At 60.6% G+C, this 14,407-nt stretch carries 12 protein-coding genes; 11 read left to right on the top strand and 1 reads right to left on the bottom strand.

Going from position 1 to position 14,407, the window contains the following annotated elements; genetic code table 11:
- Positions 1-97 precede the first annotated feature (97 nt).
- Both RRX38_RS06415 and RRX38_RS06410 read left to right on the top strand, forming a co-directional pair.
- Positions 98-352, top strand: coding sequence for a YkgJ family cysteine cluster protein (locus RRX38_RS06415; protein ID WP_315961965.1), 255 nt, complete (start codon positions 98-100; stop codon positions 350-352).
- A gap of 44 nt (positions 353-396) precedes the next feature.
- Positions 397-1,008, top strand: a complete 612-nt coding sequence (locus RRX38_RS06410; protein WP_295470375.1) for an START domain-containing protein — start codon at positions 397-399, stop codon at positions 1,006-1,008.
- 95 nt (positions 1,009-1,103) lie between these two features.
- Here the strand turns inward: RRX38_RS06410 and gltA are convergent, their stop codons facing one another.
- The gene (gltA, locus tag RRX38_RS06405) at positions 1,104-2,393 is read right to left on the bottom strand and encodes a citrate synthase (RefSeq protein WP_295470377.1); all 1,290 of its coding nucleotides are present in this window, start codon (positions 2,391-2,393) and stop codon (positions 1,104-1,106) included.
- Positions 2,394-2,757: 364 nt separating this feature from the next.
- Here gltA and sdhC point away from each other — a divergent pair, with 364 nt between their 5' ends.
- The 9 genes from sdhC to sucD all read left to right on the top strand — a co-directional run bounded on the left by sdhC (position 2,758) and on the right by sucD (position 14,195).
- Positions 2,758-3,132: a succinate dehydrogenase, cytochrome b556 subunit gene (gene sdhC / locus RRX38_RS06400; RefSeq protein ID WP_056840038.1), complete on the top strand. Its 375-nt coding sequence runs from the start codon at positions 2,758-2,760 to the stop codon at positions 3,130-3,132.
- On the top strand, positions 3,126-3,494 hold the full coding sequence (gene sdhD, locus RRX38_RS06395) for a succinate dehydrogenase, hydrophobic membrane anchor protein (protein ID WP_295470383.1): 369 nt from the start codon (positions 3,126-3,128) through the stop codon (positions 3,492-3,494). The genes sdhC and sdhD overlap by 7 nt, the downstream gene beginning before the upstream one ends.
- Before the next feature lie 3 nt (positions 3,495-3,497).
- Positions 3,498-5,270, top strand: a complete 1,773-nt coding sequence (gene sdhA / locus RRX38_RS06390) for a succinate dehydrogenase flavoprotein subunit (RefSeq protein ID WP_315961964.1) — start codon at positions 3,498-3,500, stop codon at positions 5,268-5,270.
- A gap of 11 nt (positions 5,271-5,281) precedes the next feature.
- A complete protein-coding gene (locus RRX38_RS06385; RefSeq protein WP_315961963.1) occupies positions 5,282-5,986 on the top strand; it encodes a succinate dehydrogenase iron-sulfur subunit in 705 nt (234 codons plus the stop codon).
- A gap of 257 nt (positions 5,987-6,243) precedes the next feature.
- Positions 6,244-9,075, top strand: a complete 2,832-nt coding sequence (locus RRX38_RS06380; RefSeq protein WP_295470390.1) for a 2-oxoglutarate dehydrogenase E1 component — start codon at positions 6,244-6,246, stop codon at positions 9,073-9,075.
- A gap of 41 nt (positions 9,076-9,116) precedes the next feature.
- The gene (gene odhB / locus RRX38_RS06375) at positions 9,117-10,340 is read left to right on the top strand and encodes a 2-oxoglutarate dehydrogenase complex dihydrolipoyllysine-residue succinyltransferase (RefSeq protein WP_295470392.1); all 1,224 of its coding nucleotides are present in this window, start codon (positions 9,117-9,119) and stop codon (positions 10,338-10,340) included.
- 174 nt (positions 10,341-10,514) lie between these two features.
- Complete coding sequence (gene lpdA / locus RRX38_RS06370; RefSeq protein WP_295470395.1) at positions 10,515-11,951, top strand: dihydrolipoyl dehydrogenase; 1,437 nt, start codon at positions 10,515-10,517, stop codon at positions 11,949-11,951.
- A gap of 193 nt (positions 11,952-12,144) precedes the next feature.
- The gene (gene sucC, locus RRX38_RS06365) at positions 12,145-13,311 is read left to right on the top strand and encodes an ADP-forming succinate--CoA ligase subunit beta (RefSeq protein WP_295470396.1); all 1,167 of its coding nucleotides are present in this window, start codon (positions 12,145-12,147) and stop codon (positions 13,309-13,311) included.
- A complete protein-coding gene (gene sucD, locus RRX38_RS06360; protein ID WP_295470399.1) occupies positions 13,311-14,195 on the top strand; it encodes a succinate--CoA ligase subunit alpha in 885 nt (294 codons plus the stop codon). The genes sucC and sucD overlap by 1 nt, the downstream gene beginning before the upstream one ends.
- Positions 14,196-14,407: the final 212 nt, after the last annotated feature.

The raw sequence follows: 14,407 nt of genomic DNA, 5'->3' as shown, positions 1-14,407 counted from the left end.
GGCGCCCGTTTTGCCGTCTGCTATGGCGTTTTCAAACGTTTGTGGCTGCGGCTATTATCGCTACTCTTTTTCTCATGTCCTTAAGGTATAACGCGTCATGGACTGCCGTTCCGGTTGCGGTGCGTGCTGTATAGCACCCTCGATCACTTCTCCCATTCCTGGCATGCCTGATGGCAAGCCGGCAGGTGTGCGCTGTCTGCACCTGACGCTCGATCTGCTCTGTGGCCTGTTCGGTCGGCCGGAGCGTCCTGAGGTGTGCGGCCGGTTCGCTGCGGCGCCGGATATCTGTGGTGTCGATCAGGCTGATGCGATTCGCCTGATCGGCTGGTGGGAGAAGGCTACCGCTGCCTGAGCGCCATCCGGCGTGGGCGCTTTCATGAGAAGAGGAGTAGGGCAATGAAGTCGCTGTACCGCCTGATTGCTGTATGTGGGGTCACTGTACTGGTCAGCAGCGGCGCCTATGCCGAGGACTGGCAGCTGGCCAAGGATGAGCAGGGGATCAAGGTCTGGCTCAGTGATGTGGCGGGCTCGAAATACAAGGCCTACCGCGGCGTCACCGTGATCGATGCCAGCGTCGAGCGCTTGCGTGCTCTGCAGGAAGATGTGGTCGGAGCCTGTGCATGGATCCACGAATGCGAGTCGCAGAAGCTGCTCAAGCATGAAGGCGACAAGGCCTGGACCTACACCCGCTTCAAGACGCCGTGGCCGGTGACGCCGCGTGACTCGGTGCTGGAGGTCACGACTCGCCAGGAAGCCGACGGAAGCCTGCGGCGTACGTTGGTAGAGAAGCCTACCTATGTTCCGGAAGAGAAGGGCTATGTACGGGTGGCCGAGGTCGAGGGCTTCTGGCAGCTGACCCCGAAAGGGCCGAACCGCACCGAAGTGACCTATCAGGTGCACACCGACCCGGGTGGCAGTGTGCCGTCTTGGTTGAGCAACAAGTTCGTGGTCGATGCGCCGTTCAACACGCTAAAGGCATTGAAGGAGAGGGCAGCGGCCAAGCCCTGATCCAGGCTGCGTTGCTGGACGCCTGGGCTTTCGAATAACCCTGGCTGGAAATACAAAGGGCTGCCAATGGCAGCCCTTTGTCGTTCGCGTATCGCTTACTTGCGGTCTTGCAGGGCGACCAGGTCGCGCTGGGTTTCGCCGGTGTACAGCTGGCGCGGACGGCCGATCTTGTACGGACCGGAGAGCATTTCCTTCCAGTGCGAGATCCAGCCGACGGTGCGGGCGAGGGCGAAGATCACGGTGAACATGCTGGTCGGAATGCCAATGGCCTTGAGGATGATCCCCGAGTAGAAATCGACGTTCGGGTACAGCGAGCGCTCGATGAAGTAAGGATCGGTCAGGGCGATCTCTTCCAGGCGCATGGCCAGTTCCAGCTGAGGATCGTTGTTGATGCCCAGTTCCTTGAGAACTTCGTCGCAGGTCTGCTTCATCACGGTGGCGCGCGGGTCGCGGTTCTTGTAGACGCGATGACCGAAGCCCATGAGCTTGAACGGATCGTTCTTGTCCTTGGCCTTGGCAATGAACTTGTCGATGTTCGATACGTCGCCGATCTCGTCCAGCATGGTCAGTACCGCTTCGTTGGCACCGCCGTGGGCGGGACCCCACAGGGCGGCGATGCCGGCAGCGATACAGGCGAACGGGTTGGCGCCCGAGGAGCCGGCCATGCGCACGGTGGAGGTGGAGGCGTTCTGTTCGTGGTCGGCGTGCAGGATGAAGATGCGATCCATCGCCTTGGCCAGTACCGGGCTGATCGGTTTGATCTCGCACGGGGTGTTGAACATCATGTGCAGGAAGTTTTCCGCGTAGCTCAGGTCGTTGCGCGGGTACATCATGGGTTGGCCCATGGAGTACTTGTAGACCATCGCTGCCAGGGTCGGCATCTTGGCGACCAGGCGGATCGCGGAGATTTCGCGGTGCTGCGGGTTATTGATGTCCAGCGAGTCGTGGTAGAACGCCGACAGGGCGCCGACCACGCCGCACATCACGGCCATCGGGTGGGCGTCACGGCGGAAGCCGTTGAAGAAGGTCTTGAGCTGTTCGTGGACCATGGTGTGATTTTTCACCACGGCGACGAACTGGGCCTTCTGCTCGGCGGTCGGCAGTTCGCCGTTGAGCAGCAGGTAGCAGGTTTCCAGGTAGTCGGACTGGCTGGCCAGTTGCTCGATGGGATAGCCACGGTGCAGCAGGATACCCTGATCGCCATCGATGTAAGTGATCTTCGACTCGCAAGAGGCGGTCGACATGAAGCCGGGGTCGAACGTGAAGCGGCCGGTGGCGGTAAGACCGCGGACATCGATCACGTCTGGACCAACGCTTCCGGTCAGAATGGGCAGCTCGACGGGGGCTGTGCCCTCGATGATCAACTGCGCTTTTTTGTCAGCCATATGGCCTCCTGTTTTATGCCTCGAATCATCAGACAGGCCCCCCACGCAGGGCCCGCATCACTATAGTGAGATAAATTCTAAAGTCAATTTGCCTAAAGTCGTGTTCCAAAGCGGCTCCGGCCATAAGAATTTTCGTATTATTCCTACTCCTTTACGCCTTTTATCCAACTGCCGCAATGCACCTTTGGCGGTTGGTCTGCGCGTTGTCATTAGTGGCCTAACTGTCTATACTCGGCGTCCGACCGCCACGGGCTTTCCAGCCAGTTTCAGGCAGTCGTCACTTCGTGGGTAGTGGGTACCTGACCAGTGCACTTCCCAACAACTTGCCCTGTTGTTTAGGGGCTCTTCAGTGTGAAAAAAAGCCGTGAAAAGCCAACGACCTGTAAATCTAGACCTAAGGACAATCAAGCTCCCAGTCACTGCTTACACGTCCATTCTTCACCGTATCTCCGGTGTCATTCTCTTCGTCGGTATTGCCATCATGCTTTATGCATTGGACAAATCCCTGGCGTCCGAGGAAGGCTTCGGTGAGGTGAAAGCGTGTCTGACCAGCCCGCTGGCGAAGCTTGTCATCTGGGGCTTGCTGTCTGCCCTTCTGTATCACCTGGTGGCTGGCGTGCGCCACCTGATCATGGACGCAGGAGTCGGCGAGACGCTGGAAGGCGGCAAGCTGGGCTCCAAAATCGTAATCGTCGTTTCTGTGGTACTGATCGTGCTGGCGGGAGTCTGGATATGGTAACCAACGTCACTAACCTTTCTCGCTCCGGCCTGTATGACTGGATGGCGCAGCGCGTCTCTGCGGTCGTGCTCGCGGCTTATTTCATCTTCCTGATTGGCTACCTCGTCACTCACCCCGGCATCGGCTTCGCCGAATGGCATGCGCTGTTCTCGAGCAACTGGATGCGTATCTTCAGTCTGCTGGCCATGGTTGCCCTGGGCGCCCACGCCTGGGTCGGCATGTGGACCATTTCCACCGACTACCTGACGCCGATGGCGCTGGGCAAGTCGGCGACTGCGATTCGTTTCCTCTTCCAGACCGTTTGCGGCGTTGCGATGTTCGCTTACTTCGTCTGGGGCGTGCAGATTCTTTGGGGTATCTGATCAATGGCTAGCACTAAAACTCTTTCTTTCGACGCCATCATCGTCGGTGGCGGCGGCGCGGGCATGCGCGCGGCCCTGCAGCTGGCTCAGGGCGGTCACAAGACTGCCGTGGTCACCAAGGTGTTCCCGACCCGTTCCCACACCGTATCGGCCCAGGGTGGCATCACCTGTGCCATCGCTTCTGCCGACCCGAACGACGACTGGCGCTGGCACATGTACGACACCGTCAAGGGGTCGGACTACATCGGTGACCAGGACGCAATCGAATACATGTGCCAGGTGGGTCCGGAAGCGGTCTTCGAGCTGGACCACATGGGTCTGCCGTTCTCGCGTACCGAGACCGGTCGTATCTATCAGCGTCCGTTCGGTGGTCAGTCCAAGGACTTCGGCAAGGGCGGCCAGGCGGCACGTACCTGCGCGGCGGCCGACCGTACCGGTCACGCCCTGCTGCACACCCTGTACCAGGCCAACCTGAAGGCCGGTACCGTGTTCCTCAACGAGTACTATGCAGTGGATCTGGTGAAGAACCAGGATGGCGCCTTCGTCGGCATCATCGCCATCTGCATCGAAACCGGCGAGACCATGTACATCCGCTCCAAGGCTACCGTACTGGCCACCGGCGGCGCGGGTCGTATCTACGCGTCGACCACCAACGCCCTGATCAACACCGGCGACGGCGTGGGCATGGCCCTGCGTGCTGGCGTACCGGTCCAGGACATCGAGATGTGGCAGTTCCACCCGACCGGTATCGCCGGCGCAGGTGTACTGGTCACCGAAGGCTGCCGTGGTGAGGGTGGTTACCTGATCAACAAGCACGGCGAGCGTTTCATGGAGCGTTACGCGCCCAACGCCAAGGACCTTGCCGGTCGTGACGTCGTGGCCCGTTCCATGGTCAAGGAAATCATCGCCGGCAACGGCTGTGGCCCGAATGGCGACCACGTGATGCTCAAGCTCGACCACCTGGGTGAGGAAGTGCTGCATGCACGTCTGCCAGGCATCTGCGAGCTGTCCAAGACCTTCGCTCACGTCGACCCAGTGCTGGCCCCGGTTCCGGTCGTACCGACCTGCCACTACATGATGGGTGGTATCGCCACCAACATTCATGGCCAGGCCATCACCCAGGACGCCAACGGCGTCGACCAGGTCATCCACGGTCTGTTCGCGGTCGGTGAAGTGGCCTGCGTATCGGTTCACGGCGCCAACCGTCTGGGCGGCAACTCGCTGCTCGACCTGGTGGTCTTCGGCCGCGCTGCCGGCCTGCACCTGGAGAAGGCGCTGTCCGAAGGCGTCGAATACCGCGATGCCAGCGATACCGACATCGACGTCGCGCTGGGCCGCCTGACCGCTCTGAACGAGCGCACCACCGGTGAAGACGTGGCAACCCTGCGTCGCGAGCTGCAGAACTGCATGCAGAACTACTTCGGTGTGTTCCGTACCGGCGAGTACATGCTCAAGGGTATCGAGCAACTGGCTGGTCTGCGTGAGCGTATCGCCAACGTCAAGATCAACGACAAGTCCCAGGCCTTCAACACCGCGCGTATCGAAGCGCTGGAGCTGCAGAACCTGCTGGAAGTCGCCGAAGCCACCGCCGTCGCTGCCGAGGCCCGCAAGGAGTCCCGCGGTGCACACGCGCGTGAAGACTTTGAAGATCGTGATGATGAAAACTGGCTGTGCCATACCCTGTACTTCCCGGGCGAGAAGCGGGTTGCCAAGCGCTCAGTCAACTTTGCGCCGAAGACCGTACCGGCGTTCGAGCCTAAAGTCCGTACTTACTAAGGGTGGCCGCTATGTTGCAAGTCGAAGTTTATCGCTACAACCCAGATACCGACTCGGCGCCATCGACCCAGGTCTTCCAGGTCGATACCGGCGGTAAGGATCTGATGGTGCTGGATGTATTGGCACTGATCAAAGAACAGGATGAAGGTTTCTCGTATCGTCGCTCCTGCCGCGAAGGCGTGTGTGGCTCCGACGGCATGAACATCAACGGCAAGAACGGCCTGGCGTGTATCACACCGCTGTCTGCCGTGGTCAAGAACAACAAGCTGGTCCTGCGTCCGCTGCCAGGCCTGCCGGTTATTCGTGACCTGGTCGTCGATATGAGCATCTTCTACAAGCAGTACGAGAAGGTTAGGCCTTTCCTGCAGAACGACACACCGGCTCCGGCCATCGAGCGTCTGCAGACCCCGGAAGATCGCGAGAAGCTCGATGGTCTGTACGAGTGCATCCTGTGCGCTTGCTGCTCGACCTCCTGCCCATCCTTCTGGTGGAACCCAGACAAGTTCCTGGGCCCAGCCGCTCTGCTGCAGGCTTATCGCTTCCTGGCCGACAGTCGTGACACTCGCACCGCCGAGCGTCTGGCGTCCCTGGACGATCCGTTCAGCGTATTCCGCTGCCGCGGCATCATGAACTGCGTCAACGTCTGTCCGAAAGGCCTGAACCCTACCAAGGCCATCGGTCACGTGCGCAACATGCTGCTGGGCAGTGGCGTCTGATACACCGCTGTACCGTAGCACCGCTGTAACTGTAATCTCTGCGGCGCAGGCGATTGTCGGCGCCGCAGTCTTAACCAGGGTGTGGCCCGTGGGCTATCGCTCTAACTTTTGAAGAAATGAGACCAGCAGGGGCATCCGGGCTGGTGCCCGGACTATCTGCGTGATCCTTAGTGGCTTGTTGCGGTCGCTGCACACGACCGTCTCAAGATTGCTCTGTGTCTTCGCCGGTGGTGTCCCCTTACCGAGGGTGACCAAGCATGCAAGAAAGCGTGATGCAGCGCATGTGGAACAGCGCCCACCTTTCCGGTGGTAACGCTGCCTATGTGGAAGAGCTTTATGAGCTCTACCTGCACGACCCTAACGCTGTGCCAGAAGAGTGGCGCACCTTTTTCCAGACGTTGCCGATCGATGGCAGCGCCGCCACAGATGTATCGCACTCGACGATTCGCGATCATTTCGTGCTGCTGGCCAAGAACCAGCGCCGTGCTCAACCGGTGTCCGCCGGCAGTGTGAGCAGCGAGCACGAGAAGAAGCAGGTTGAAGTGTTGCGGTTGATCCAGGCTTACCGTGTACGTGGCCATCAAGCGGCCCAGCTCGACCCGCTGGGGTTGTGGCAACGTCCCGTGCCGGCTGATCTGTCGATCAACCATTACGGCCTGACCAATGCGGACCTGGATACCGTGTTCCGTGCCGGCGACCTGTTCATCGGCAAGGAGGAGGCGAGCCTACGCGAAATCCTCGAGGCGTTGCAGCAGACATATTGTCGCACCATCGGCGCCGAGTTCGCCCACATCGTGGATTCCGAGCAGCGCAACTGGTTCATGCAGCGTCTGGAAAGCGTCCGTGGCCGTCCGGTGTTCTCTGCCGAGAACCAGGGTCACCTGCTTGAGCGCGTTACCGCCGCCGAAGGCCTGGAAAAGTACCTGGGCACCAAGTACCCGGGCACCAAGCGTTTCGGTCTGGAAGGTGGCGAGAGCCTCATCCCGATGCTGGACGAACTCATCCAGCGCTCCGGTTCCTATGGCGTGAAGGAAGTCGTGATCGGCATGGCCCACCGTGGCCGTCTGAACGTGCTGGTCAACACCTTCGGCAAGAACCCGCGCGAGCTGTTCGACGAGTTCGAAGGCAAGAAGATGGTCGAGCTGGGTTCCGGTGACGTCAAGTATCACCAGGGCTTCTCGTCCAACGTCATGACCGCAGGCGGTGAAGTCCACCTGGCCATGGCGTTCAACCCCTCGCACCTGGAGATCGTCTCTCCGGTGGTCGAAGGTTCCGTTCGTGCCCGTCAGGATCGCCGCAACGATTCGACCGGTGAGAAGGTCCTGCCCATTTCCATCCACGGTGATGCCGCGTTCGCGGGGCAGGGCGTGGTCCTGGAAACCTTCCAGATGTCGCAGACCCGCGGTTTCAAGACCGGCGGTACCGTGCACATCGTCATCAACAACCAGGTCGGCTTCACCATCAGCAACCCGCTGGACTCGCGCTCCACCGAGTACGCCACCGACGTTGCCAAGATGATCCAGGCGCCGATCCTGCACGTGAATGGCGACGATCCTGAAGCCGTGGTGTTCGTCACCCAGCTGGCGATCGACTACCGCATGCAGTTCAAGCGTGACATCGTCATCGACCTGGTCTGCTACCGTCGTCGCGGCCACAACGAGGCCGACGAGCCAAGCGGCACCCAGCCGCTGATGTACCAGCAGATCAGCAAGCAGCGCACGACCCGTGAGCTGTACGCCGAGCAACTGGTCAAGTCCGGGGCCTTCGACGAGGCTGGTGTACAGGCCAAGGTCGACGAATACCGTACCGCGCTGGACAACGGCCAGCACGTGGTCAAGAGCCTGGTCAAGGAGCCGAACCGCGATCTGTTCGTCGACTGGCGTCCCTACCTGGGTCACGTCTGGACCGCGCGTCACGACACCCGCTTCGACCTCAAGACGTTGCAGGAGCTGTCCGCCAAGCTGCTGGAGCTGCCTGAAGGTCTGGTCGTTCAGCGCCAGGTGCAGAAGATCTACGAAGACCGCCAGAAGATGCAGGCCGGTGGCTTGCCGATCAACTGGGGCTACGCCGAAACCATGGCCTACGCCACGTTGCTGCACGAAGGTCACCCCGTGCGCATCACCGGCCAGGACGTGGGTCGCGGTACGTTCTCGCACCGCCATGCGGTACTGCACAACCAGAAAGATGCCAGCGCCTACGTGCCGCTGAAAAATCTGGCGCCCAACCAGCCGAGCTTCGAACTGTACGACTCCTTCCTGTCCGAAGAGGCCGTGCTGGCGTTCGAATATGGCTATTCGACCACCCAGCCGAACGCGCTGGTCATCTGGGAAGCCCAGTTCGGCGACTTCGCCAACGGTGCCCAGGTCGTGATCGACCAGTTCATCACCAGTGGCGAGCACAAGTGGGGTCGCCTGTGCGGCTTGACGATGCTGCTGCCGCACGGCTACGAAGGCCAGGGTCCGGAGCACTCCTCTGCGCGTCTGGAGCGTTACCTGCAGCTGTGCGCCGAGCACAACATCCAGGTCTGCGTGCCGACCACCCCGGCTCAGATCTACCACCTGCTGCGTCGTCAGGTCATCCGTCCGCTGCGCAAGCCGCTGGTGGTCCTGTCGCCGAAGTCGCTGCTGCGTCACAAGCTGGCGATCTCGACCCTGGAAGACCTGGCCGAAGGCTCCTTCCAGACCGTGATCCCGGAAATCGACAGCCTCGATCCGGCCAAGGTAGAGCGCCTGGTACTGTGCAGCGGCAAGGTCTACTACGACCTGCTCGAGAAGCGCCGTGCCGAAGGCCGCGAAGACATCGCCATCGTGCGTATCGAACAGCTGTATCCGTTCCCCGAGGACGACCTGATGGAGGCCATCGCGCCTTATACCAACCTCAAGCATGTGGTCTGGTGCCAGGAAGAACCGATGAACCAGGGCGCCTGGTACAGCAGCCAGCACCATCTGCGTCGCAGCATGGGTAACCACAACCGCAACCTCGTGCTCGAGTATGCCGGTCGTGACGCCTCCGCCGCGCCAGCTTGTGGCTACGCTTCGATGCACGCCGAGCAGCAGGAAAAACTGCTGCAAGATGCCTTCACTGTTTAACGCCTTCGCGCATTAGTAATCGAATTAAGGAATTACAGATAATGGCTATCGAGATCAAAGCCCCTTCTTTCCCGGAATCCGTTGCCGATGGCACGATTTCCAAGTGGCACAAGCAGCCGGGCGAAGCGGTCAAGCGTGACGAACTGCTGGTCGATATCGAGACCGACAAGGTCGTCCTGGAAGTGCTGGCCGAAGCCGACGGCGTGCTGGCGTCGATCGTGAAAGGCGAGGGCGACATCGTCCTGTCCAACGAAGTGATCGCGACCCTGGACGCGGGCGCCACCGCTGCTGCCGCGCCTGCTGCCGCCGCGGCTCCTGCTGCTGCACCTGCCGCCGCTGCACCTGCCGCTGCTGCCGATGAAGACGCCATTGCCGCGCCTGCCGCGCGCAAGCTGGCCGAAGAAAACGGCATCAACCTGGCCAACGTGAAAGGCACCGGCAAAGACGGTCGTATCACCAAGGAAGACGTTGTCGCTGCCGTTGAAGCCAAGAAGTCCGGCGCCGCTGCACCGGCTGCCCAGCCGGCTGCCGCCGCTGCCGCGCCTGTGGTTGCCGCTGGCGACCGCACCGAGAAGCGTGTGCCGATGACCCGCGTGCGTGCCACCGTGGCCCGTCGCCTGGTTGAAGCCCAGTCGAACATGGCCATGTTGACCACCTTCAACGAAGTCGACATGACCGAGATCATGGCGCTGCGTGCCAAGTACAAGGACCAGTTCGAGAAGTCCCACAACGGCGTACGCCTGGGCTTCATGTCGTTCTTCGTCAAGGCCGCTACCGAAGCCCTGAAGCGCTTCCCGGCGGTCAACGCTTCAATCGATGGTAACGACATCGTCTATCACGGTTATGCGGACATTGGCGTAGCCGTTTCCAGCGACCGTGGCCTGGTGGTACCGGTACTGCGTAATGCCGAGCACATGAGCCTGGCCGAAATCGAAGGCGGCATCGCCACCTTCGGCAAGAAGGCTCGCGACGGCAAGCTGTCCATCGACGAAATGACTGGCGGCACCTTCACCATCACCAATGGCGGTACCTTCGGCTCGATGATGTCGACCCCGATCGTCAACCCGCCACAGGCCGCTATCCTGGGCATGCACAACATTCTGCAGCGCCCGATGGCCGTCAACGGCCAGGTCGTGATTCGCCCGATGATGTACCTGGCGCTGTCCTATGACCACCGTCTGATCGATGGCAAGGAAGCGGTGACGTTCCTGGTGACCATCAAGAACCTGCTGGAAGATCCGGCTCGCCTGCTGCTGGATATCTGATGTAGGGCCGCCTCAGGCAGCAGTCGGCGAGCCGCAGCTGAATGCGGCAAGACAGTGCGCTTGAGGCTGTAACCCAAATGTCATTATCGTGTTGTAATGCTGGCCTGCGGTTTTCCGCAGCTCAGCTTGCAGCTTGCAGCTGATAGCTCGAAGCTAAAAAAGGAATCCTTTTATATGTCTCAGAAATTCGACGTCGTAGTGATCGGCGCGGGCCCAGGCGGCTATGTGGCGGCCATCAAGGCCGCACAACTCGGTTTCAAGACCGCGTGCATCGAGAAGTACCAGGACAAGGACGGCAAGCTGGCGCTGGGCGGTACCTGCCTGAACGTCGGTTGCATTCCTTCCAAGGCTCTGCTGGACAGCTCCTGGAAATACTACGAAGCCAAGAAGAGCTTCAACGTCCACGGTATCAGCACCGGTGACGTCTCCATCGACGTTCCGACCATGGTTGGCCGCAAGGCAACCATCGTCAAGGGTCTGACCGGCGGCGTCGCCAGCCTGTTCAAGGCCAATGGCGTCACCTCCCTGCAAGGTCACGGCAAGCTGCTGGCCGGCAAGAAGGTCGAGCTGACCAAGGTCGACGGCACTGTCGAAGTCATCGAAGCCGAACACGTTATCCTGGCTTCCGGCTCCCGTCCGATCGACATTCCGCCGGCTCCGGTCGACCAGAAGGTCATCGTCGACTCCACCGGCGCGCTGGAATTCCAACAGGTTCCTAAGCGCCTGGGCGTGATCGGTGCTGGCGTGATCGGCCTGGAGCTGGGCTCCGTGTGGGCTCGCCTGGGTGCTCAGGTCACCGTCCTGGAAGCGCTGGACAAGTTCCTGCCAGCCGCTGACGAAGCCGTGGCCAAGGAAGCGCTGAAGACCTTCACCAACCAGGGTCTGGACATCAAGCTGGGCGCTCGCGTGACCGGTTCCCAGGTCAACGGCGAAGAAGTCGAAGTGACCTACACCGATGCCAACGGCGAGCAGAAGATCACCTTCGACCGCCTGATCGTGGCCGTCGGCCGTCGCCCAGTCACCACCGACCTGCTGGCCGCCGACAGTGGCGTGACCCTGGACGAGCGTGGCTACATCTACGTCGACGACTACTGCGCTACCAGCGTTCCAGGCGTCTACGCCATCGGTGACGTGGTACGTGGTCTGATGCTGGCCCACAAGGCCTCGGAAGAGGGCATCATGGTCGTCGAGCGCATCAAGGGCCACAAGGCCCAGATGAACTACAACCTGATCCCGTCGGTTATCTACACCCACCCGGAAATCGCGTGGGTCGGCAAGACCGAGCAGACCCTCAAGGGTGAAGGCGTCGAAGTCAACGTCGGGACCTTCCCGTTCGCTGCCAGCGGCCGTGCCCTGGCTGCCAACGACACCGGCGGTTTCGTCAAGATCATCGCCGACGCCAAGACCGACCGCGTACTGGGTGTACACGTGATCGGCCCGAGCGCTGCAGAACTGGTTCAACAGGGTGCGATCGCCATGGAATTCGGCTCCAGCGCCGAAGACCTGGGCATGATGGTCTTCTCCCACCCGACTCTGTCCGAAGCGATGCACGAAGCGGCACTGGCAGTGAATGGCGGCGCCATCCACATCCAGAACCGCAAGAAGCGCTAAGACACGGAAACCTCGGCGGGGTGCCCGTCGTGAGTCCTGTTCTCAGGGCTCACCGCGGAAAGCCCGTCGGACTCGACCTCTCAGGCGGCTGCGGAATTTCCCGCAGTCGACCCGGAGTAGCGGTCACAGGTGGTGCGGCACACCCGATGTGCAGCACCGAATGCGCAATGCCTAAACAAAGACGGTAATAAGCATGAATCTTCACGAGTATCAGGGTAAGCAGCTGTTCGCTGAGTACGGCCTGCCAGTATCCAAGGGCTTTGCAGTAGACACCCCGGAAGCAGCCGCAGAAGCTTGCGATAAGATCGGCGGCAACGAGTGGGTCGTAAAAGCTCAGGTTCACGCTGGTGGCCGCGGTAAAGCGGGCGGCGTCAAGCTGGTTCGCAGCAAGGAAGACGCAGCTGCTTTCGCTCAGCAGTGGCTGGGCAAGCGTCTGGTGACCTACCAGACCGACGCCAATGGTCAGCCAGTGACCAAGATCCTGGTCGAATCCTGCACTGACATCGCCAAGGAACTGTACCTGGGCGCTGTAGTAGACCGTTCCAGCCGTCGTATCGTGTTCATGGCCTCCACCGAAGGCGGCGTGGACATCGAGAAGATCGCTCACGACACTCCCGAGAAGATTCTCAAGGCCACCGTTGACCCGCTGGTTGGCGCTCAGCCTTACCAGGGCCGCGAGCTGGCTTTCCAACTGGGCCTGCAAGGCGACCAGATCAAGCAGTTCACCAACATCTTCGTTGGCCTGGCCAAGCTGTTCCAGGACTACGACCTGGCCCTGCTGGAAATCAACCCGCTGGTGATCAAGGCCGACGGCAACCTGCACTGCCTGGATGCCAAGATCAACATCGACAGCAACGCTGTCTACCGTCAGCCCAAGCTGAAGGCTTTCCACGATCCTTCGCAGGACGACCCTCGCGAAGCTCACGCTGCCAAGTTCGAACTGAACTACGTGGCCCTGGAAGGCAACATCGGCTGCATGGTCAACGGTGCCGGTCTGGCCATGGGTACCATGGACATCGTCAACCTGCACGGCGGCAAGCCAGCCAACTTCCTTGACGTAGGCGGCGGCGCGACCAAAGAGCGCGTGACCGAAGCCTTCAAGATCATCCTGTCCGACAGCAACGTGGCGGCAGTGCTGGTCAACATTTTCGGTGGCATCGTTCGCTGCGACATGATTGCCGAAGGCATCATCGGCGCCGTGAAAGAAGTCGGCGTGAAAATCCCGGTCGTTGTTCGCCTCGAAGGCAACAACGCTGAACTGGGCGCTAAAGTACTGGCAGAAAGTGGCTTGAACATCATCGCAGCTACCAGCCTGACCGATGCTGCTCAACAAGTTGTCAAAGCTGCGGAGGGCAAGTAATGAGCGTTCTGATCAATAAAGACACCAAGGTTATCTGCCAGGGCTTCACCGGCTCGCAAGGTACCTTCCACTCCGAACAAGCCATCGCCTACGGCACCCAGATGGTTGGCGGCGTGACTCCGGGCAAAGGCGGCACCACTCACCTGGGCCTGCCAGTGTTCAACACTGTCAAGGAAGCCGTTGAAGCCACCGGCGCCGATGCTTCGGTGATCTACGTTCCGGCTCCTTTCTGCAAGGACTCGATTCTGGAAGCCGCATTCGCCGGCATCAAGCTGATCGTGTGCATCACCGAAGGCATTCCTACCCTGGACATGCTGGATGCCAAGGTCAAGTGCGACGAGCTGGGCGTACGCCTGATCGGCCCTAACTGCCCGGGTGTCATCACTCCAGGCGAGTGCAAGATCGGCATCATGCCAGGTCACATCCACCTGCCAGGCAAGGTCGGTATCGTTTCGCGTTCCGGCACCCTGACCTACGAAGCCGTCAAGCAGACCACTGACGCCGGTTTCGGTCAGTCCACCTGCGTCGGTATCGGTGGTGACCCGATTCCAGGCTCCAACTTCATCGACATCCTGAAGCTGTTCCAGGAAGACCCGAAGACCGAAGCGATCGTCATGATCGGTGAGATCGGCGGTTCCGCTGAAGAAGAAGCTGCTGCCTACATCAAGGCCAACGTGACCAAGCCAGTGGTTTCCTACATCGCTGGTGTGACTGCTCCTCCGGGCAAGCGCATGGGCCACGCAGGCGCGATCATCTCTGGCGGCAAAGGCACTGCGGACGAGAAATTCGCCGCTCTGCAAGACGCTGGCGTGAAGACCGTTCGTTCCCTGGCTGACATCGGTAAGGCTCTGGCCGAGCTGACCGGTTGGGAAATGAAGAAGTAAGTCATACTTGCTTCGTACAAAGGCCACCTTCGGGTGGCCTTTGTCTTTTCTGCACGTCTGACCCTCTACAAGGGCTTCAGCCGCGAGGGCTGCGACGCATTCTCGCTGACGTTCGGGTTTCTTCGCGGCCGAGCCGCTCCTTCCATCATTGGCTTTGCAAGCATATCGTGCATGCAGCCGGCAAATACTGTCGTTCATGCGTCATTGAAAGC

The sequence above is a fragment of the Pseudomonas sp. DTU_2021_1001937_2_SI_NGA_ILE_001 genome (genome assembly GCF_032463525.1).
Classification (GTDB): domain Bacteria; phylum Pseudomonadota; class Gammaproteobacteria; order Pseudomonadales; family Pseudomonadaceae; genus Aquipseudomonas.
The sequence above is the reverse complement of the archived record's forward strand: the minus strand, read 5'-3'. Positions and strand labels throughout refer to the sequence as shown.

Excerpts from the sequence above, each read along its gene's own strand:
- RRX38_RS06415 (WP_315961965.1), top strand. The coding sequence starts at position 98 with ATGGACTGCCGTTCCGGTTGCGGTGCGTGCTGTATAGCACCCTCGATC.
- RRX38_RS06410 (WP_295470375.1), top strand. The coding sequence starts at position 397 with ATGAAGTCGCTGTACCGCCTGATTGCTGTATGTGGGGTCACTGTACTG.
- gltA (WP_295470377.1), bottom strand. The coding sequence starts at position 2,393 with ATGGCTGACAAAAAAGCGCAGTTGATCATCGAGGGCACAGCCCCCGTC.
- sdhD (WP_295470383.1), top strand. The coding sequence starts at position 3,126 with ATGGTAACCAACGTCACTAACCTTTCTCGCTCCGGCCTGTATGACTGG.
- sdhA (WP_315961964.1), top strand. The coding sequence starts at position 3,498 with ATGGCTAGCACTAAAACTCTTTCTTTCGACGCCATCATCGTCGGTGGC.
- RRX38_RS06385 (WP_315961963.1), top strand. The coding sequence starts at position 5,282 with ATGTTGCAAGTCGAAGTTTATCGCTACAACCCAGATACCGACTCGGCG.
- RRX38_RS06380 (WP_295470390.1), top strand. The coding sequence starts at position 6,244 with ATGCAAGAAAGCGTGATGCAGCGCATGTGGAACAGCGCCCACCTTTCC.
- odhB (WP_295470392.1), top strand. The coding sequence starts at position 9,117 with ATGGCTATCGAGATCAAAGCCCCTTCTTTCCCGGAATCCGTTGCCGAT.
- lpdA (WP_295470395.1), top strand. The coding sequence starts at position 10,515 with ATGTCTCAGAAATTCGACGTCGTAGTGATCGGCGCGGGCCCAGGCGGC.
- sucC (WP_295470396.1), top strand. The coding sequence starts at position 12,145 with ATGAATCTTCACGAGTATCAGGGTAAGCAGCTGTTCGCTGAGTACGGC.
- sucD (WP_295470399.1), top strand. The coding sequence starts at position 13,311 with ATGAGCGTTCTGATCAATAAAGACACCAAGGTTATCTGCCAGGGCTTC.